General features: G+C 54.5%; 14 protein-coding genes. 3 read left to right on the top strand and 11 right to left on the bottom strand.

The features are described 5' to 3' along the window. Nucleotide 1: 1 nt before the first annotated feature. The 4 genes from bcsB (VH187_RS20175) to bcsR are packed head-to-tail and all read right to left on the bottom strand — an operon-like array spanning nucleotide 2 to nucleotide 5,996. Nucleotides 2-2,419 (bottom strand): cellulose biosynthesis cyclic di-GMP-binding regulatory protein BcsB, encoded by a 2,418-nt coding sequence (gene bcsB / locus VH187_RS20175; protein WP_329703224.1) that lies wholly within the window; start codon nucleotides 2,417-2,419, stop codon nucleotides 2-4. 10 nt (nucleotides 2,420-2,429) lie between these two features. After that, nucleotides 2,430-5,048: a UDP-forming cellulose synthase catalytic subunit gene (gene bcsA / locus VH187_RS20170; RefSeq protein ID WP_329703223.1), complete on the bottom strand. Its 2,619-nt coding sequence runs from the start codon at nucleotides 5,046-5,048 to the stop codon at nucleotides 2,430-2,432. Continuing rightward, on the bottom strand, nucleotides 5,045-5,797 hold the full coding sequence (gene bcsQ / locus VH187_RS20165; protein ID WP_329703222.1) for a cellulose biosynthesis protein BcsQ: 753 nt from the start codon (nucleotides 5,795-5,797) through the stop codon (nucleotides 5,045-5,047). Before bcsQ ends, bcsA (VH187_RS20170) begins: the two co-directional genes overlap by 4 nt. 10 nt (nucleotides 5,798-5,807) lie before the next feature. Further along, entirely contained in the window at nucleotides 5,808-5,996 is a 189-nt protein-coding gene (gene bcsR / locus VH187_RS20160) for a cellulose biosynthesis protein BcsR (protein WP_329703221.1), read from the bottom strand. 217 nt (nucleotides 5,997-6,213) lie between these two features. Between bcsR and bcsE the strand changes: the two genes are divergently transcribed. The 3 genes from bcsE to bcsG are packed head-to-tail and all read left to right on the top strand — an operon-like array spanning nucleotide 6,214 to nucleotide 9,639. Then, the gene (gene bcsE, locus VH187_RS20155; protein WP_329703220.1) at nucleotides 6,214-7,773 is read left to right on the top strand and encodes a cellulose biosynthesis c-di-GMP-binding protein BcsE; all 1,560 of its coding nucleotides are present in this window, start codon (nucleotides 6,214-6,216) and stop codon (nucleotides 7,771-7,773) included. After that, nucleotides 7,770-7,967 carry a cellulose biosynthesis protein BcsF gene (gene bcsF / locus VH187_RS20150; protein ID WP_329703219.1) on the top strand — a complete coding sequence of 66 codons (198 nt, stop codon included), beginning with the start codon at nucleotides 7,770-7,772 and terminating at the stop codon, nucleotides 7,965-7,967. Before bcsE ends, bcsF begins: the two co-directional genes overlap by 4 nt. Next, complete coding sequence (gene bcsG, locus VH187_RS20145; protein WP_329703218.1) at nucleotides 7,960-9,639, top strand: cellulose biosynthesis protein BcsG; 1,680 nt, start codon at nucleotides 7,960-7,962, stop codon at nucleotides 9,637-9,639. Before bcsF ends, bcsG begins: the two co-directional genes overlap by 8 nt. 49 nt (nucleotides 9,640-9,688) lie before the next feature. On the opposite strand, the gene VH187_RS20140 is transcribed toward bcsG, so the two are convergent. The 7 genes from VH187_RS20140 to bcsA (VH187_RS20110) all read right to left on the bottom strand — a co-directional run bounded on the left by VH187_RS20140 (nucleotide 9,689) and on the right by bcsA (VH187_RS20110) (nucleotide 20,576). Then, nucleotides 9,689-10,018: a type II toxin-antitoxin system PemK/MazF family toxin gene (locus VH187_RS20140; RefSeq protein WP_329703217.1), complete on the bottom strand. Its 330-nt coding sequence runs from the start codon at nucleotides 10,016-10,018 to the stop codon at nucleotides 9,689-9,691. Next, nucleotides 10,015-10,281 (bottom strand): AbrB/MazE/SpoVT family DNA-binding domain-containing protein, encoded by a 267-nt coding sequence (locus VH187_RS20135; protein WP_329703216.1) that lies wholly within the window; start codon nucleotides 10,279-10,281, stop codon nucleotides 10,015-10,017. The genes VH187_RS20140 and VH187_RS20135 overlap by 4 nt, the downstream gene beginning before the upstream one ends. Before the next feature lie 165 nt (nucleotides 10,282-10,446). Beyond that, complete coding sequence (locus tag VH187_RS20130; RefSeq protein ID WP_329703215.1) at nucleotides 10,447-11,436, bottom strand: family 8 glycosyl hydrolase; 990 nt, start codon at nucleotides 11,434-11,436, stop codon at nucleotides 10,447-10,449. Nucleotides 11,437-11,448: 12 nt separating this feature from the next. After that, the gene (gene bcsD, locus VH187_RS20125) at nucleotides 11,449-11,922 is read right to left on the bottom strand and encodes a cellulose biosynthesis protein BcsD (protein WP_329703214.1); all 474 of its coding nucleotides are present in this window, start codon (nucleotides 11,920-11,922) and stop codon (nucleotides 11,449-11,451) included. Between the two features lies 1 nt (nucleotide 11,923). Further along, nucleotides 11,924-15,979, bottom strand: a complete 4,056-nt coding sequence (locus VH187_RS20120; protein WP_329703213.1) for a cellulose biosynthesis protein BcsC — start codon at nucleotides 15,977-15,979, stop codon at nucleotides 11,924-11,926. Continuing rightward, on the bottom strand, nucleotides 15,976-18,474 hold the full coding sequence (gene bcsB / locus VH187_RS20115) for a cellulose biosynthesis cyclic di-GMP-binding regulatory protein BcsB (protein ID WP_329703212.1): 2,499 nt from the start codon (nucleotides 18,472-18,474) through the stop codon (nucleotides 15,976-15,978). The genes VH187_RS20120 and bcsB (VH187_RS20115) overlap by 4 nt, the downstream gene beginning before the upstream one ends. Beyond that, entirely contained in the window at nucleotides 18,471-20,576 is a 2,106-nt protein-coding gene (bcsA, locus tag VH187_RS20110) for a UDP-forming cellulose synthase catalytic subunit (RefSeq protein WP_329703211.1), read from the bottom strand. The genes bcsB (VH187_RS20115) and bcsA (VH187_RS20110) overlap by 4 nt, the downstream gene beginning before the upstream one ends. Nucleotides 20,577-20,578 lie beyond the last annotated feature (2 nt).

Here is a 20,578-nt window from a genome sequence, read left to right as displayed (position 1 = left end):
TTTACTCATCATCCGGATCCAGACGGCGACGGCTAATGATACGCAGCAGACGCCACAGTACCCACGCCAGCAGAACCACACTCAGCGCCGCAAGAATAGAGAGCATGATTGGGTGGTTAGACAGCGCAAACCAAACACGCTCGTACCACGGCAGATGACCGACGTAATACACGTCACCCACGCGCAGGCTGTTCACACCAGATTCACGGATAACCGACACGGAACCAAACATCGCCGCGCGCTTGCCGCTGTCATTCAGCGCCTGATTCAGCAGTTCAAAACCACGCGGGCTGTCTGCCATCAGAGCAATGACGCTGCGCTGGTCGTGATACGGAGACTGGAAGCCAATAATCGCCGCCATCGGGCCTTTAGAGCCGACGGTAGCCTGCGCCATCGGTTTACGTTCGTGATCGTCCACTCTGACCGAGGACAGTTCATTCTGTCGCGACGGGGTGTTCACCCAGCTCTTTGTCGCATCCACCAGCAGATCGATATGCTTGTCGTCTTTCAGCTTGTCAGGAATGTTGCCCACCAACAGGATGTCCGCATCGTGCTTTTGCATTTCGCTCGGATCGTCAGTGATTTTCAGGTTTGCGCCGGTCAGGCCAACCTGCCCACCAATGGTCGCCAGAGTATCCAGCAGCGTGCTGACCTGGTTTTGCGTCGGCTCTTTTGGCATCACAATCAGCGTGTCGGAAAGGTCCGCCATTCGGCTAAACGGGAAGCCCGCATTGGCAAACGAACGCAGATCTGGCATCGCCAGGAAGTGATAGTAATTGGAGAAATCCACCGTCGAGTCATCGCCAATCACGACATTATTTTTAATCGGCTGGAAGGTGACACAGTTTTCAATGGTCCCACCCGGCATCGGGTTGGTGTACTGGAAATCGAAGCGCAGCTGGTTGGTTGCACCCAGACGCAACGCCGGAATAGACACTTCGCTTTTACCGTCCAGCAGGCCCTGAACAATCGGCAGGCGCATCAGCAAACTCTTGGTGTCCTGGGTGCTGCTCAGGCTATAGGATTGCAGGAATTGACCGTTAAGGTTGATGTCCATGCGTGAGCTGTCTTTCATCGCTGGCATGGTGTAGCGATATTTCAAATCCATGTCGATGCCGTTGCTGCGCAGCAGATACAAATCCGGTGGCAGATTCAGCGACAGGTTAATCGACGCCGGTTCCAGCCCGGTGGACTGCAACTGTTGCTCGTAGGTTTTCAGCTCACCGAACGTAACCGGACGATCGGTATGCACCCAATTCGGGGCGTCATACGGCTGACGCGCCAGCAGCGATTTCACTTCATCCACGGTAACGGTGTCGCCACGGAACAGAATACTCCCCGCGGCGATGCCTTCAGCGGCTTTCAGCAGATCGTTGTCATCGCGACCAAAGACCACCAACAACTTCACATACGGGTTATTCGGATTGTCGATCATTTGGATCGTCGGGGCCTGCACCAGGGGATAATCACGCAGGAAATCCGGGCGCTTATCGTTGGTCGCAAAGACGATGGCGTTACGTTCCGGTAACTCGTTATACAGCACCGGGAATGTCTGCCCGCGCCAGCCCGCACGAGCACCAAACCACGATGCAACAATCGATGCCGCTTTCTGCTGCGTAATGTCCGGCGTAGACGCAAAGACCATCGGCAGGTTCAGCGGACGATTATCGCGTGAATCAAAGAATGGCACCGGGAAGTGCGACAAATCGTTTTTCACGTTCAGCTGCTGGAGCGTTAAATCCAGTGACGTGTTACGCGCGACATCCAGCCACAGCGTAGTGCTGGCGGTGTTTTCACACACATCGCGATAGTGACCGACAAACTCCAGGCGCACATTGTTCAGATCGGTAATGTACAGCGGATCAACCGGCAGTTGCGCCATTACTTTCTTGCCCAACTGCTCTTTGGTGACCGGCAATACGCCCATCAATTCATCGTTGAGATAGACCTTCAACTGCGACTGTACCGGGATCAGCGACGGCGATGGCGTATACACCAGATTCAGCACCGCCTTCGACACCACTTCGTCACTGCGCGTACCAAACTGCACCGAACCCGTCGGGTTCGAACCTTTCAGCACCATGCTGCCCGGCGCGGGCGCTATTTGCGCAAAGCTGAGCTTCACATCACGAGAAGGTGAATTTTCGACGACCGCAGGCGTTACCGCCGCGCCAGGATCCACCGCCGCCGGGTCAGTAACCGTTGGGTCAACCATGCCAGGCGCGGCTGTTTCCGGAACCGGAGCCGCAGGCGTCGTGCCAGCATCGACCGGAGCTTCAGGCGCAGCATCGGCTGCGGTTGGCGCACCCTGTTCAGGTGCCGCAGCGGTGGCTGCCGTCGTTTCGGAGTAAGTAGTCAGTGGAACAAAAGCGCTGATGCCCACCGCCGCTGCGCACATCCAGGAAAGTTTTCTTTTCATCGTATAGTCATCATTGTTGAGCCATTGCCGGTTCAGGGAAAGTCGCTACCGCGTTGCGTTCCGGGCGACGCGGTACGAAAGAGACAATCCAGGCAACCAGAGAGAGAAGCGATCGGAAAATGAATTTCACCGAAGGCGGCGCGAACTCCGCAAGGTGGCGATAGCCACGGAACCCTAACTTTAAAATATCCAGCATACTTTCCAGCGGCTTATCTTCCGGGAAGCTGTCTTGCCACAGCGCCCAGGTGTCAGCCCGCGCAAACGTACACTGTACAAAATCAATATGCTGACGCGTCGGCATCGGCAGCAGTTGCAGACCCACTTCGCTGCCCTGCACACGGGCGACCTGCATGGGGAAGACATACTCCTGCTGACCACGTTTAAGCAGCAAATGCACTTTCTGGCCTTCCAGTACCTGCGCCTGACCGTTGATTTTCACTCCCACACCGCCGTCTGAGAAATCATGCAGCGTACAGGAGAACAAGTGGCCATCTTCACGGGCAATCGCCGCAGGCATGCGCATCTCAACGCGATGTGAACGGCGTACCTGTTTACTTTCCACAGACACCGCCACCGCGCCGCCCAGAATAATCAGGTTATAGAATACCCACACGATACTGACCCATACGGTCAGCACTTCATTGGCGGGGCCGGTAAAGTGTCGCCAGATACCAAAGCCGATACCAACCAGATTGAGGATAACCAGATACAGATAAGGCCGGGAGATAACCCAGTCGACGTACTCTTCTTTGACCAGACCGCCTTTCGCCGTCACGTTAAACGTCCCGATTTTCGGGTTGATCAGCGCCACAATCGTCGGCGGCGCGATATACCAGGCGAGCACCGTTTCGTAAATTTCGCTCCAGAAGGAGTGGCGATATTTGCCCTGGATTTTTGAGTTCGTCAGGCTGGCGTGAATCATATGCGGCAAGACAAACAGCGCGATCATCAGCGCCGGGGCGTAGATGATATAGGCGTGCAGCAGCAGGAAAGCTAATGGCGCGGTAAGGAAAATAAGACGCGGCACACCGGATAAGAAGTGCAGCATGGCGTTGGCGTAACAGATGCGCTGCGACCATTTCAGCCCTTTGCCGAGCAGCGGGTTATCCATACGGAAGATTTGTACCATGCCGCGCGCCCAGCGAATACGCTGCCCGATGTGTGCGGACAGGCTTTCCGTCGCCAGGCCGGCGGCCTGCGGAATACGCATGTACGCCGACGTATAACCGCGACGATGCAAACGCAACGAGGTATGTGCATCTTCAGTGACCGTTTCGACGGCAATACCGCCCACTTCATCCAGTGGCCCACGACGGATCACCGCACAGGAACCACAGAAGAACGTGGCATCCCACATATCATTCCCGTCCTGAACCAGTCCGTAGAACAGCGTGCCTTCATTTGGCGTAGTGCGAAAACGCCCGAGGTTACGCTCGAACGGATCCGGCGAGAAGAAGTGGTGCGGGGTCTGCATCACGCCCAGCTTTTTATCTTTGAGGAACCAGCCAACGGTCATTTGCAGGAAGGAGCGAGTCGGCACGTGGTCGCAGTCGAAAATCGAGACAAGATCGCCTTTCGCCAGTTTCAACGCATTGTTGATGTTACCCGCTTTCGCATGTTCGTGAGTCGTTCGGGCAACATATTCCACTTCAACGTCTTTCGCGAATTGACGAAATTCTTCACGACCGCCATCGTCAAGGATCCAAATTTTGAGCTTATCTTTCGGCCAGTCAATGCCAAGCGAAGCATAAACCGTGTTTTTCACGACACTCAAATCTTCGTTATAAGTCGGAATGAAAATATCCACCGAAGGCCAGGTCGACATATCTTTCGGCATCGGCACCGGCTGGCGATTCAGCGGCCAAATAACCTGGAAATACCCCAACACCAGCACGACCCACGCATAGGTTTCGGCAAACAGCAGCGTTAAGCCACACACCAGGCTTACCGGATCGTTCCAGTTCAGGGTCGACGTGTAGCGCCACCAGATATAACGACAGGAAACCGTTAACGACAGCACTACCAGCATCAGCGCAGAGAAGCGCCCCGGAAGCCTGCGCACCAACAAGGCAACGCCCCACAGCAACAGCAGGAAGATAAACTGCGACAACGGATTAAACGGCTGCGTGACACACACCAGCGCCAGCAACAGCGAGCAAAAGACCACCACCCCGAGAATGATTTTCCGCACTTTCGGGCTGACATGAGCCAGCTCTTTTTTAGAGTCCAGATGTGCGGTTTTCTTGCTCATTCGTTCAGGCAGATTATCCATCCATTCATGATAACGACCCCGAGCGCCAGTCATGGCTTTCAGTCCTTTCCACTCGAAGTTTTTCTTCTCTGCCATCGGCCGTGTCGCCACCAGCCACAGGCTTTGCAGAAGATAACGTAACGGATCTAGTGGGCGCGGGCGATGCGCGTTGATGTGCGGATAAAATTCGTGATGACTCGCGCGAATACGCTGCCAGCGCGGGTGTTCAAGCGGAATAAAAATCCATGCCAGTGCGACCCAAAAACAGCCTAAGGTCGCGCCTAACCACGACGCTTTATGGCGACGATAATCCAGATAACGCGCACGCAAACGCGCCCCCGCTTCCGGTGCAAGCAAAAGGGCGGTGAGGCGTATCATGATGTTTGCTCCGCGACCGCGTGGGTCCCGGCGTAATGCATCAGGCACCAACTGGCGAGCGTGGTCACTTCTTCTGCAGCCAGAGAATCGCTCCGGTATTCACCGAGCGGCTGTTTCGCTGCCAGACACTCAGCCATCGCTTCATCACGGTGAATCACGACGGGCAGCATCCTTGGCTGACTCTGCAGCCAGACGCGATAGAGATCGTCCTGAATAGGGCTACCGACGCGCAAATCGTTAATCAGAATATGACCATGCTTAGGCAGCACCTGCTGATGCAGGCGAATATGCGAGTTGGCATCCGGTCTCACCACCGTCAGAACATGATGACAGGCCTCAATTAAGGGCTGCATCCAGGGCGCAACTTCATGCGGTAGATCGATAAGCACCCATTGATGCGGACGTTGTTGATGCAGCGCTCGAACAATGTCCACAGCCTGAGCAAGTACAGGTGTCAAAACCTGCACATTTAAACGTTCTGTTACAGAAAGATGGCCAAAGGGGAGAAAATCAAGCTGAGAGGTATAGCGCATCCCGGCATCTTGCCACTCTTTTCCATCCAGAAGCGCGCGCGCCCAGCCTTCACGGTGAGCAATGTCGTCGTTGAAAAAGTAGCGCAACATATTGTCAGGGCTTGCATCAATCATGATGACCGACTCGCCCAGCATCTGTAATGCCCAACCCAGTGCGGCAGTCAGCGATGTCGCTCCCGTGCCGCCTCGCAGGCCCTGTAATCCCAAAATGGCCATACAGGCTTCCTTATTTTTGTTCCGAAAACTCGGCCAGCAGCGGCCACCGCTTTAATGCGGCAGAGAGATGCTCGCGTTGGGATATATCGGTATAATCTATTTCAGGCAATGAAAATGCCCGACTTAAAGCCAAAAAATCATTTTGAAAGGTGTAACCAGGCGTTGTATCTGGCATTGTCCGGAGTTCTTTTTCAGACATTTCTATAACCCTTTATCGGACATTTCATGGGTAAATGTATCGGACATTTCTTTGATTCAAGAAACTAAAACACGAGTTCATCATTGAGATACACGATGTCCGATAGCGAAATGGGTTTACATGCTAAATCTGTTACTCTTTAATTTCAATGTTAGGTTTAATCTTAAATTTTTGCTAGTAAACTAATAGATAGCCAAATTTGCACTCGAGGGACACCGTGACCCCTGTATTTTCACTTGGAATCCAGTCTTTATGGGACGAAGTTAGTCACATGCCCCTGGGCGGCGTCTGGTGGTTGAACGTCGATCGCCGTGAAGACGCTGAGAGTTTGTTGAATCAGACGATCTCAGCACAAGACTGTGACGCCAAAATCGCCGCAATAACCATGGGCGAAAAACCGCATAAAATCGTAAAGTTAAGTGCCTCTCACGGTCCTGAAAAAATACGCCTTTTCAGCATGCCAAATAATGAAAACAGTCTATACTCATTGCGCCGCGATCTGCTTTGTTCAATAGATCCGACAGGATATTTATTTATCCTGTTATGCGCGGACAATACCTGGCAAAATATTCACTCTGAACGCATAAAAAAATGGCTAAATAACGCCCAGCGTTGGGCCAAATACTCCCACTGCACTCTACTTATCATTAATCCCGGCAACAATACTGACGCCCAGCTTTCACTATTACTGGCGGAGTATCGGTCGCTGTCTGGTTTGGCGAGCCTGCGTTATCAGGGAGACAGTCACCTGTTTGACATTGCTTTCTGGGCCAACGAAAAAGGTGTCAGCGCGCGTCAACAACTGCAAGTTAACCATCAGGGGAAAACCTGGCAGTTGGCTGAGCAAGAAGAAGCTGTGGTTCAGCCACGCAGCGACGAAAAAGATGTGCTCAGCACCAAAAGTGCACTGGAGGGCGCGCCGCCGTTGTCAGAATACTGGTCTGTCTTTGACACAAACGACGCCGTATTTAATGCCGCCCGTACCGCTCAGGCTGCGACCATCATTTTTACCGTTGAGCAAACCAGCCAAATTGAACAGCTTGCCCACGCGATTCACACCCTGCGTCGTCAACGTGGTAGCGCCCTGAAAATTGTGGTGCGCGAAATTACCGCCAGCCTGCGCGCGACCGATGAGCGTTTACTGCTCGGCTGCGGCGCCAATCTGATTGTCCCCTGGAACGCGCCACTTTCCCGTTGCCTGACGCTCATTGAAAGCGTGCAGAAACAGCAATTCCAGCGCCATGTACCGGACGAAATCGGCATGCTGCTGTCGATGACCCAGCCGCTGAAACTTCGTGGTTATCAAAAATGGGATATCTTCTGCGAAGCGGTGCACAACATCATGAACAATCCGCTGTTGCCTGCCGATAACAAGGGGGTCATGGTCGCGCTGCGCCCCGTGCCGGGTTTGCGTGTTGAGCAAGCGTTAACGCTGTGCCGTCCAAACCGCCTCGGCGACATCATGACCATCGGTGATAATCGTCTGGTGATGTTTTTGACCTTCTGTCGTATCAACGATTTGGATACCGCCCTGAATCATATTTTCCCGTTACCGACCGGGGATATTTTCTCTAACCGTATGATTTGGTTCGAAGATAAACAGATAACGGCTGAAATTGTACAAATGCGGGCGGTCACAGCGGAACACTGGACGGCCCCTCTACCCGTCACCCCAGAGAAAAACACGGTGGTCAATGCGGTGCATGATGGGCGCAGTTGGCGTCGCTACCCGGAACCCCTTCGTCTGGATGATGCACAGGGAGGACACTCTCAATGATGTCTATTGCCGATATTATTCAATTGGTTGTGCTTTGCGCGCTAATATTTTTCCCTCTGGGATACATGGCGCGCCACTTCCTTCGCCGCATTGAAACCACCTTTCGGTTGATGTTTTTTAGACCCCGTTATGTAAAACCGGCAGGCACTCTGCGCCGGTCTGATCTTGTCAAGGCAAAGCAAAACGATGACTAACCCAACGCAAACCGCCGTCTCCTCATCGCCATTTTGGCAATACTGGCGCGGCCTTTCTGGATGGAACTTCTACTTTCTGGCGAAGTTTGGCCTGCTGTGGGCCGGATATCTCAATTTCCACGCGATGCAGAACCTGGTGTTTATGGCTTTTCTGCTGCTACCTATCCCCAACCGTAAGCTGCATAAAATTCGCCACTGGATAGCCATTCCGATTGGTTTTGCGCTTTTCTGGCACGATACGTGGTTGCCTGGCCCGGAAAGCATTTTGAGCCAGGGTTCAGAAGTGGCGGGCTTCAGTATGTCTTACGTCATCGATCTGGTGACGCGTTTTATTAACTGGCAAATGGTGGGTTTATTCTTCGTTCTGCTGGTTGCATGGCTGTTTTTATCCCAATGGGTACGCGTAACCGTCTTTAGCGTGCTCATTATGGTGTGGCTGAATTTGATTACCGTGGTTGGCCCGAACTTCACGTTGTTCCCGGGCGGGCAACCTACCGGCACGGTGACCACGACCGGCGCAACGGCAGCCGCTACTGTCGCCACGGCGAATGCTAAACCGGTGGTTGGTGATATCCCTGCGCAAACCGCGCCGCCAACGTCAGCGAATCTCAACGCGTGGCTTTCCAGCTTCTATGCCGCCGAAGAAAAGCGCCAGACTACATTCCCGGCCTCGCTGCCTGCGGATGCTCAACCGTTTGAACTGTTGGTTATCAATATTTGCTCCCTCTCGTGGGATGACATTGAAGCCGCAGGGTTGATGCAGCACCCGCTGTGGTCGCATTTTGACATCGTGTTTAAACACTTTAACTCGGCAACCTCATACAGCGGCCCGGCGGCAATTCGCCTGCTGCGCGCCAGTTGCGGCCAGCCTTCACACACCAATTTGTATTCCCCTGCGGGTAAGCAGTGCTATCTGTTTGATAACCTCGCGGCGTTGGGCTTTAAAACGCAGCTGATGTTAGGCCACAACGGCGTGTTCGGCGATTTCCTGAAAGAAATGCGTAACTACGGGGATATGCAGGCACCGCTAATGGATCAAAAAGGTCTGCAACAAAGCCTGACTGCCTTTGACGGCTCACCGGTTTACGACGATCTGGCAGTGCTCCAACGCTGGAATGAAGGTGAACTGAAAGAGCCTGGCGCGCGTACTGCGACCTTCTACAACACGCTGCCGTTGCACGACGGTAACCACTTCACCGGTCAGAGCAAAACGGCTGACTATAAAGTTCGCGCACAGAAGATGTTTGATGAACTGGATACATTCTTTACCGAGCTGGAAAAATCAGGCCGTAAAGTGATGGTGGTGCTTGTGCCGGAACATGGCGGTGCGTTGAAAGGCGATAAAATGCAGGTTTCTGGCCTGCGCGATATCCCAAGCCCGAACATCACCAACGTTCCCGCTGCCGTTAAATTCTTCGGCATGAAAACACCGCATCAGGGTGCTGCGATTGAAATTGACAACCCAAGCAGCCTGCTTGCGATTTCGGAGCTGGTTTCCCGTGCACTCGACGGCAAGATGTTTACCGCCGATACCGTAAATTGGGATGAGTACATCAGCAACCTGCCGCAAACCGCGCCTGTATCTGAAAACTCCAATGCGGTGGTGATTCAGTACCAGGACAAACCATACGTGCGGCTTAACGGCGGCGATTGGGTGCCTTACCCGCAGTAATCATCAGCCACAAAAAACCCGCTCTCGCAGCGGGTTTTTTATTCCATTTTTACTCCACGATAGCGTAATACCTTTCCAGCACTTCACTTAACGTTGGTCCATCAATGCGACCCACACAAATCGCCTCTCTGGCTTCAAGATCAAGCGTGCGTGGCTGATCGCAGCGAATGACGCCGGATATTTTTCCACCCTCGGGCAGTTCAAAAGCGAATCCTCTTCGCCTTGCGAACCCTCCGCCCTGCGTGATGGGAAAGACAACCGGCAATCCCGTTCGCGAGTTAAAAACATCGGAGGAAATAATCAGCACCGGGCGTTTCCCTCCTTGCTCATGACCCGCAACAGGCTCCATGTTGCATAACCAAATCTCACCCTGCCTCATAGAATTTCACGCCCTTTCACTGGCGCATCAACCCACTCTCGTTCCGAGTCGTCTAACGGGTAATCTGTCTCATCGAGTAGATCTGAGAGTAAATATTTACTGCGACGCCGAATCTCCTTGGGCGTGGGGCAAGCAACCAGTTGGCCATCCACGGCCATTAATACGGCGCTATCGCCGGGCTGGATATTAAGCGCTTCCAGCAGCGCGGGGGGAATAGCCATCATGACTGAACCGCCTACTTTGCGAAATGTAGTGTTATACATAGAACCCCCGTGATGATGCGTTAAACTGAATATAACTCAGTATAACTTCTGTCGCGAAGAGCGTTGCACACAAAATAGACTTTTTAACAGCCGCGCGAAATACGAAAACGGACACCTGAAGGATGTCCGTTTCATTTCCTGAAAGCGCCTCGCAAAAAAGAAGGGTTACTGCGTGATATCGCGCTCGGCGAGCCAGGTCAGCATTTTGAGGCTCGCGGAATAATAATCGTCTTGCACGGTGATTTGCGGTTCGCCGGGATTGTCGCCCAGCGTAAAATCGCGAACGGCCATCAGACCACCATTCATTGGGTAAGGCGAGGTTTCATTGGTCAACACATTGACCCACGCAGGGGTTTTCTCGCGCGGGTATTTCTGCCACCAGGCTTTCCACGGCGCAAGTAATGGACTCTGCGGTTCCTGCCAGCGGATATACAGCGGAATACGAATCGCGTCATAGCTGGTGCGCGGTTTCCATTCATCGGCAGGTTTCAGTTTACCGTCAGCGCTCAGTGCGACCCAGTCTGTCGGTAAATTGGCATTGCCCCAACCCATTTTACCGACCAACTTTTTCCCATCGCGCAGCAGATCACGCCACACAACCAGATGACTACGGTCGGCAAACGCCTGCCATGCAGGGAAAATAAAGTAGGAAGGGTTAAGGTTAATCCGGCTGTTGAGATTAAAGCCGTTCGCTCCCGGCAGCATCACCTTATAGCCTGCGTAGGTGATAACCGTGTGCTTCAACAACGCACTGGTGATGTTATCCGATGCGGTGCCATAGCTGTTATCCCGCCATTGCTTCTGCGCTTTCAGCAACGCCCAGGCAATCATCATGTCACCGTCAGTGGCATCATTTTTATCGGCAATCGGATTGGGCGCAACAGGGTTATAGCGCCAATAAAACAGGCCAGTGTCTTTGTTTTTCAGCGTCGATTCGGTCCACTTCCAGAGCTTATCGAAGGTCTGGCGATCATTGAGGCTGACTGCCATTAACATGGCAAAACCCTGTCCTTCGGTGTGGGAGATATTGCCGTTACCGGTATCCACCACGCGCCCATCAGGCATCACGAAACGAGACTTATAGTTCTCCCACGCACCTGCGTGGGCAAACGTAGAAAACAGGACGGACATGGCGATTAACATTCGCACTAGCATAGCGTTACTCTTTTATGGATGGTAATAGCGGAACTGCACGTCGGAAATGGAATAGAGTTGCTCCCGCTGCAGCATCACATGCTCGCCGCCACCCTGCGCTTGCAGCCAACGGGAGTATAATCCTTCCAGTATCGTACAAAATGCATTGCACCAGCGCATCTGCTGCTCAGCATCGCGGCCCACCGGCAGCGCCTGATGCCGGATCATCAGTCCATTTTCAGCGGTATGCAGTGTGATGACGCCCCACTGGAACAGTGTCAGAAAGCGATTAATGTTCTCTTCCAGTTGGCCGAGTGTCTCGGATTCCGGCAGCGGCCAGGCGTCTCCCAGCCGTTGACCCATCTGATGTAAAAAGGGCTGACTCTCAACTTCGCCCGCATTACGCACCATGCCATCAACCATAATGGTCAGGAGATCAAACCAGCCCGCAGGCGTTTGTTGTTGCTGAAACCACGCCAACGCGGCGGAAGCGGTGTTATCCGTCATTTTATTTGTCTCCCAACATGTAACGGAAGTAGAGCGCGGCGGTGCTTTCGTTGTAATCACCAAAGGTGTCATACCCCACCTGGCCGCCAATGGTCATCTGATTATTGACCTTATAATCCGCACCCGCACGAAGGGTATAACCGATGCCATTCGTGGAAGTGCCCTTGTAGTACGCCTCTTTCGCGAAACCATTCGACACAGCGGTCTCCAGCGACTGCTGCCAGCCTGATTCCGTTGGGAAGTACGGACTGTCATCCTGGTTGTAGGATTGATAGCCGACTGCGCCGCCCAGTTTCATTGTCCAGTTGTTGTATTTCTCCGTCAGATCTACCGGCAGCGACACGCTGACATAGTTCTGCGGGCTGAAATAGCCGCCCTGACCAAAGGTGAACTGGCTCAGGTTTTTCGAGTAGTCCATGTAACTCATGCTGATCCCAGTCTGCAGCGTCTGGTATTCATCATGATAAGGACGCAGATACACCCCGGCATTGGCGTTAAAGCTGGTGTTGCTTTCAACGTTTTCACCGAGATAGCTGTAGCCACCTGCCCCCACATAGAAACCAGCATCGCCATCGTCATAGCTCAGTTGGACCGTACCGCCGTTTTTCGTCACCTGGCCCCAGGTTTTACCCGAGTAGGAATCTTTCAGCCCGACATAAGAAAGCAGGCTGTCGGTAATCGAACGACGTTCACCGGTAAAGATCAGCGACAGATAGTTGGTCAGCTTCGGCGACCACTTCACGCCGCCAACCAGAGTGTTGAGATCTTGCCCCAGTGGGGTGCTGCCAATGTCTACTTTGTAGTCATCGCCACTCAACGCCATGCTCAATTCAACACCGCTGGCTTTCTGCGAATCGGTCGACACATCACCCGCTTCATCAACGTTCGGTTTCAGATTTGAAGCGGCAATGTAAGAGGCAACCTGGCCGCTGTCATACTGACCAAGCTTCGCCAGATTCTCCATCCCGGTGCTGGTCGTCGGGTTCAGATCCGACGGGTCAATCGGACCTAACCCCGCCAATGCGGCAGCCCCTGGATTTGCCGCGAAATAAGCGGCCCTTTCGACGGCATTCATACCCGCAATCGCTTTTTGTTCAGCCGTCGCGGTAGAGGTAATGTTGGATACGGCGTTCGACAGCGGGTTAGAACCGTAACGACGCCAGGCGTCACCCGATGTGCTACCCGCACTTAACGACACTGGCGTGACGGTAAAGTCAAAGCGGGAATCGCCAAACGGGGATGACGACCAGGTGAGCGGCGCTTTCATTTCGGTGAGTTTACTGGTCCCCGATTCGCCATCACGGCTGCGCATCTGCATACCCGCCTGTAGCCAGGTTCCGGTTTTCTCTTGCAGCTGCTGCATCATGGTATCAACCTGACGTAACGTGCGACTTTGCGCTGTATCAGCCGGGAGATCCGTTCGTTCGGTGCCCGGCAGCGCTGTACCTGGATCGGCGGCCACTTGCCCAATCTGCCACGGCAGCGTCGTGCCGTAAGTTGAAGCGGTGCGTGTCGGGGCTGGTGTTTTCGAGGTGCCAATAAACGGGTTATCCGACATCAGCAATCCGCCAACGGTTGGCGTCTGTGCGGTGTTCGAGGATTCGAGTCCCACCAGCTTGCCGCGCGCGCTGCGCAAATACGTCATCGCCTGTTGGTGATTACCCTGCGCTTCTTCAACACGCGCCAGCAGCAGTAAGCGGTCCGGGCTGTTATCGTTACGCAGACCGTGCGCCAAATCGGCGGCGCGGTCGTTATCGCCTTCCGACAGCGCGACGTCAATCGCGCCGGAACGTGCGTCCTGTGTTGGCGTATCACGGGTCATCAGGTAGTCGTAAACCACCCCCGCTTCTTTGTTCATTTTGCCGGTCTGGTACAGACGCGCCATCGCGAACATCAAATCGGTATTCTGCGGATCGTTTTGCATTGCACCAATCAGCTTGTCATACGCGCCAGCATAGTTGCCCTGCGCGCGCAGACGATCGGCTTCGTTGATCACGTATCCGTTGCGAATACTCGCCAGTTGCGTTGGCGTGCTTCCAGCCTGAAGCGTTGGGTTCGACAACAGACTTTGCGCTTCACGGGTCAGACCGGCCTGATTCAGCACCGTCACCTGATCGGCATAATCACCCACGTTCCCCTTCACGCCGCTGCTAATGTTATTGCGCACCAGCGCAACGGCAGTATTCATATCACCGCTGTCTGCCAGCATCCGCGCCAGTTTCCCGACATCAGCCGGATCTTTAGGCGGTGTGGCTGACAGCGCTTTCAGCGTATTTGCCGCAGCAACGTTATTGCCTTGCGCCAGATAGCCTTGCGCGGTTGCCAGTTGCAGGTTGTAGTTCACCCGCTGGCGCAAATCGCGCATTTGCGAGGTTTGGCTGGAGGCCGGAATACGTGAGAGCAGCGTCTGCGACTGCTGCCATGCGCCGTTTTCGCTGGCAAAGAGTGCTGCGGAGTACAATGAATTTGCACTGGCGCCGGGACGATAAGCCGTCGCCATCACCGATGCCGCTTCTCCGCTGTTGCCGGATTTTTGCAGCAAACGCGCAAGATCAAGACGCATCCACGGATCGTCCGGATAACGCGCCACACCCTGTTGTAACGTGGTAATGGCTTGCTGAGTATCACCGTTCGCCACCATCTGCTGCGCCTGACGACGAACGCCGTCACCAGGTGTGCCGCTGACCACTTTCGGTTGCAGCTTGGCCTGCAAACTGGCAGGCAGCGTACGCAGTACAGTCTGGGCTTCTTCGGTTTTGTTCTGATCGCGCAGAACGTAATAGAGGTTTTCTCGCGCGGACGCATTCTGTGGCTGATCGTTTAACAACGAACGCAAGGTCTGCTCGGCTTGCGGATAATCTTTGTTGTGACGAAGCACGTCAGCGCGGAACAGTTTCGCTGCCGTGCCACGCGTACCGCTTTGCTGTGCAAGAGGAGCCGACAGCGCCAGCGCCTGGCTAACATTGCCTTGTTTATACGCCGACTGCGCCTGCGCTAACTGACCGTAAAACTGTGCATCCGCCGCCTGCTCGCGACGCGTAGCCGAAGCCTCGCCGCCGAGCGCTGCCGCACGATTCAGATACTGCGCTGCGGCCTGATAATCTCCGCTACGCTGGGCGATATAACCCATTCCCGCCAGCGCGTCGGCATCTTGCGGGTTGGTTTGCAAAACCTGCTCAAACTGCTGTTTGGCTCCGCTGGTATTGCCACTGTTCAGATCGGTATAACCCTGGCCTTTCGCCAGTCCGCCGACGTGTTCGCGGTAATACGCCTGCACCGCGCTGTCCTGCGGATTACGCTGCATCCAGTTGTTATAATATTTATCATCACCCGACTGCGGCCCGAGCCACAACAATGCCTGACGCAACCCGGCGTTGGCTTCTTTGTTGCCACTCGCCATCGGTTCCAGCATTTCAATGCCTTCACGACGCGAATCTTCTCGCCAGGTCAGCACCTTTCCGAGTGCCACACGGCTGGCGTTATCTTGCGGATGCTGTGCCACATAGCTACGCAGTTCGCTCACCGCTTGCGGATAGAGCGATTTATCGCTAGCCATGGTTGTGTAGTATTCAGAGGCCAGCGCCTGAGGCGGCTGATCGCCGTTGAACATGCCGCGCCAGGTGGTCAGCGCCGCCGGAATGTTGCCGCTGCGTGCCTGCTGCCGCGCCAGGTTCAGTTGCCCCTGCGGGACCTTCGACATTTTTCGGGCGTTATCCAGCTCCTGTAAGCTGTTATCGCCCGGCGAGGCTTTCGCCAGCCGCTCGCGCCACTGCGCGGAGGCCTGCATATTGCCGCCTTGTTGATTCCACAGCGCCAGCAGATACAACGCCTGGGTATTATTCGGGTCAACCATCAGCACTTTCTTCAGCGATTCCATCGCCAAATCGTCGTGCGATTTCTCATGCCAGTACTGGGCCTGGTCGAACAACGCTTTCATGGCCGCGTCGTTGCCCGCCGCCTGGGCGCTGTCCATTGCGCCCAGTGCCAGCATGCCTGAAAGGCACAGGCTGGAAAGTCTGCGCAGTTTAGGGGTCTTCATTGGGGTGGTTCTTTTCATTTATCTTCCCCCGGATTCAGGCGCTTACGGGCATGTCGTTTGAACATCGACGTTAATGCCAGGCCGATAATCGAAGTGGCAATCAGCCCCAGGATCGCCAGCAGCCCAGAGTGCTGGTTGGCATACCAAATAGCCATCATGTACCACGGCATTTGCCCGCTTGGGAACTGCGTGCTGACGCGGAAACTGCGCACAGTGTTTTCATTGGTGATGATCGAAGTATCACCACGGATCCCGGCGTTGATGCGTGGGGAATTCAGGTCGTTATACAAACGAGCGAGCTGATCATCGCTGCTACCCAAGGCGGCGACCACCAGACGATCACTGTTCCACGGCGAGCGATAGCTGACAAAACCACGCCAGGCACTGTTCGAAGAGAGATAGCGATCCGCATCGACGCCATCAGCCGTCCAGTCGCCTACTATCCAGCGCTGCATTTTTTGCCACGTCGTCGCACTGCGCACACCCAACGTGTTGTCTGTCAGACTGTACGGTGAATTTGCCAGCAGCCCCTGGTTGAATTGCTTCTGGTCGAGACCGCTGACCGCCAGCACATCACGTTGACGCAAGAACTCAAGGTTGGCGCCACCAGACGGAATCCCCATTACAACGCGGTTGTTCCCCAGCGCCGTGCCCGTCGCATTACCGGAACGCGCGGTCATGTTCAGCATTGTCGCGACCTGCATTTCCGACGGTTTTTCCGGCAGCAACAGGACCGTCTGCGAGAAGTCCGCCAGACGGGTGAACGGGAAAGAGGCACCCACGAAATAAGAGAGGTTTGGCAGCAGCGAGAAGTGACGCGTGCGGCTCAAATCAATCCATGAGTCGTCGGTGATACGGCTCTTGATATTGTTGTTCAACAGCACGCTGCACGGCGCGTTGTCTTTCGGCACCACGTCAAAATACATCGACATCTGGTTGTCGCCGTAAATCAGGTACGGTTCGAGCGGGATGGTGACGCGTTCCTGACGGGCATCGCCACCGAGCTTGTGCCACAGCGATTCGAGGATCCCCTGTTTGTTCATCGGCAAATTACTGAGGAACGTGTTGTTCAGCGTGATGCTAAGCCGCGATTTCTGTTCATCAATCCAGTTTTCCGACGGGAAACGATAGCCAATCTGCAATGGAATGGTCTCGCCGTCCCACAGATAAAGGTCCGGCGCTGCACGGAACGCTACGCGCAGGGGTTCATGCCACACGCCACTCACGGTTGTGCTTTGATCTTTACGGATCAGATCGCTGATTTTCACCGGGTGATCGGTTGGGATCCAACGCGGAGCATCGTAAGGACGGCTGGCAGGGATTGCCTGTGAATCCACTTCACTACTGGCGGTTTGCACCGCAAAGTCGCCACGCGTCAAACGCCAGGCCGCCGCACGCAACGCGGCATCATCTTTACCGACAATCAGCAGCAGCTTGTAAACCGGGTTCGCCGGGTTAGGAATGATTTTCAGCAGCGGCTTCGTGGTTTGCGGCAGCGTTAAACCGCCCACTTGTTCGCCCGGATGACCAATCACGATCCCGTGTTTGTCCGGCAGGCGGTCATGCAGCGCCTCAAAGGAGATACCGCGATAATCGGCCTGAATACCCAACCACGACGACACAACGGCCGCAGCGCTGACGGTATCCGCACTGATACGCGCCGGGAAGCTCACCGACACACCCGCAGGCGTCATCTGCATACTGTCGAAGAAGGGGCGCGGGAAATGGCTCAGATCGGAACCGATATCCAGCTGCTGCCCTTCCCAGTTGAAACGAGAGGTCGGCAGGATAACGACGCGGTATTTGTCCGTCAGATCACGCTGACACTGCCGGGCATCGCCATCGTTAATCTTAAAGCTCAGGTTGTTGCTCGAGACCATCAGCGCCGCAGGAATGTCGAGCTGATAATGAGAAATGTCGTTTTCTGCCGCGCCCAGCGGCACAGTACCCAGCGGTTGGCCGTTGAGCATCAGTTGCAGCGTGGCATTACGGGTTGCCATTTCTGGCGATACTTTCACATCCAGCGTCAGTTGTGCAGCCGTTACGACCTGATCGCCTGGTAGCGTGAAATCAGCCCCGCCCTGAAGCTGACCGCCGCTGAGGATAATCCCTTCCGGCATCCCCATTTGCGACAGATTCAGACCGCTGACCATCGACGGCACCAGACCGCTAACCGGCGGCGTGGTGTCATCGGTGACAGGAGGCATTGCCGGTGGAGGCACGCTGTCTGTCGGGTCAATGTTTGCAGGCGGCGTATCGGTCGCATCACTTTCTGGCGAATTTGCAGCCGGAGCCTCAGTGGTATCTGGTGTCGCTGCACCACTGGCATCCGGGGCTGGCGGCGTTGTGCTATCCTGTTCTGCTGGTGCAGCAGCGTCTGAGGCCGCCATGTCGTCAGCAATCGGCGACGGGAAACTCATCGCAGGCGTTGTATCGCTAGCGGGCTCTTCCGCGTTCAGCGAAGGCGCCAGCAGTGTGCTCATCAGCAGCGCTAGCGTCGTAATTCGTTTCATACGCGGCCTTCCTCTTTTGCCATCGCCGCACGCAGACGGCGATTTTCCCTACGCGATTTCCAGGTTAACCAGAACAGTTCAAACACACAGCGCAAAATAGTCACGAATGAGCGAAGCGGCTTATCTTGCGGACGTGGTGGTTGGATCCACGCATCGGCACGGGACAACACGACACGAACCAGTTCACGACGGCGAGCCAGCGGAATATTCTCTTCAAACATCAGGCGAATATAGCGCTCATCGGTCGCAATCATTTTGGCCGGAATCGAAATAGCGCCTGACTCCAGAATCAGCTCCACTTCTTCAATCTCATCGTTCAAATGACGTTCGTCGACAACCTCAATACGGCAGCCGCCCATCGACAGATCGGCGGTTTTGCTGCGCGACACAATGCCACTGGCATAGTGAATGAGGACAGGGATATCCACGTCAATACGAATCGTTTTACGGGTCTGTTTGGTTTCACGCGCCACCGCGATGGCGGCAAGCAGGAAGATCAGGCTGTACGCTCCCCAACCGACGTTGAGTGCGATAACCCTTGGGTCTGAGCCAAAGAAGTTAAAGCCGCTGGCCCGGATGATACCGACGATCACGCCCACACCAAGCAGGAACGCCACGATCAAATGCGGACGTACTACGGCGAAATCAAAGTAATCCTCGTCGAGTAACTGGCCTTTATCGGTCACGTTGAACTTGCCGCGTTTCGGGAAAATCATGGTGATAAGCGTCGGCAGCACCAGGTGGAACGCCAGTACGATATCGTAGATTTCACCCCAGAAGCTGTAGCGATAGCGCCCGTTCATTCGCGAACCGACATAAATAGCCAGGAACAGGTGCGGCAAAGCATAAGAGACAATCAAACTTGCCGAAGAGTGAATGATGTTGAGGTTAAACAGCAGGTAGGCCAACGGTGCGGTGACAAACACCACACGCGGCAGCGCAAACTGGTAATACATCATCGCGCTGAGATAACACAGGCGCTGCTGGAAGGTCAGCCCACGGCCAAACAGCGGGTTATCCATACGGAAAATCTGTGTCATACCACGTGCCCAACGGGTACGCTGGATAACGTGCAGCACCAGACGCTCTGTCGCAAGGCCCGCTGCCAGTGGAATATCGATAAACGCCGATTTCCAGCCAAGACGCTGCATTTTCAGCGCCGTGTGCGCATCTTCTGTCACCGTTTCAACCGCAAAACCACCAATCTCTTCCAGCGCGCTACGGCGGATAACCGCACAAGAGCCGCAGAAGAAGGTCGCGTTCCAGTTGTCGTTGCCGCGCTGAATCGGGCCGTAGAACAGCATCCCTTCGTTAGGAATATCGCGGCCTACAGAGAGGTTACGCTCGAACGGATCTGGTGAGTAGAAATAGTGTGGGGTCTGCACCAGCGCCAGTTTCGGGTCTTTCAGGAAACCACCGACGGTGGCCTGCAGGAAAATACGCGTTGCCACGTGATCACAGTCGAAGACACAAATAAGCTCGCCTTTGGTGAGCTTCATCGCATGGTTGAGGTTACCGGCTTTTGCATGGCTATTGTCGTTACGGGTGATATAACCCACGCCGACATCGGCGGCAAACACGGCGAATTCGTTACGTTTACCGTCATCGAGCAGATAGATTTTGATTTTATCTTTCGGGTAATCGATGCACTGCGCCGCCAGCACGGTGTCGCGCACCACTTCCAGCGGTTCGTTATAGCTCGGGATATAGACATCAACCGTCGGCCACAACGACATATCATCAGGCAGCGGCGTAATATCGCGATTGAGCGGCCAGACGGTCTGCAAATAGTTCAGCAGCAGCATCACCCAAATATAGACTTCCGCCAGAAATAACCCTGTACCGAGGATGGCCTCTATTTCAGAATTAAAATGCAACGTTTGCGTTAGGCGGAAATACATATATCGGGTAGACATCAATAACGATGTCACCACCATAATCACCGAGATACTGCGGCGTTTACTGAATCCCATCAGGAACAGGATGCCGACGCTCAGCAAACCGAAAATAGACTGTTTTTGGCTGTCCATGGGGGTGGCAATCACAAGAATTGCTACCGGTGCCAGCAGCAAAACCAGCAACCAGAAAGATAACTTTTTCATAA

This window comes from Scandinavium sp., assembly GCF_036271055.1.
GTDB lineage: Bacteria > Pseudomonadota > Gammaproteobacteria > Enterobacterales > Enterobacteriaceae > Scandinavium.
The sequence above is the reverse complement of the archived record's forward strand: the minus strand, read 5'-3'. Positions and strand labels throughout refer to the sequence as shown.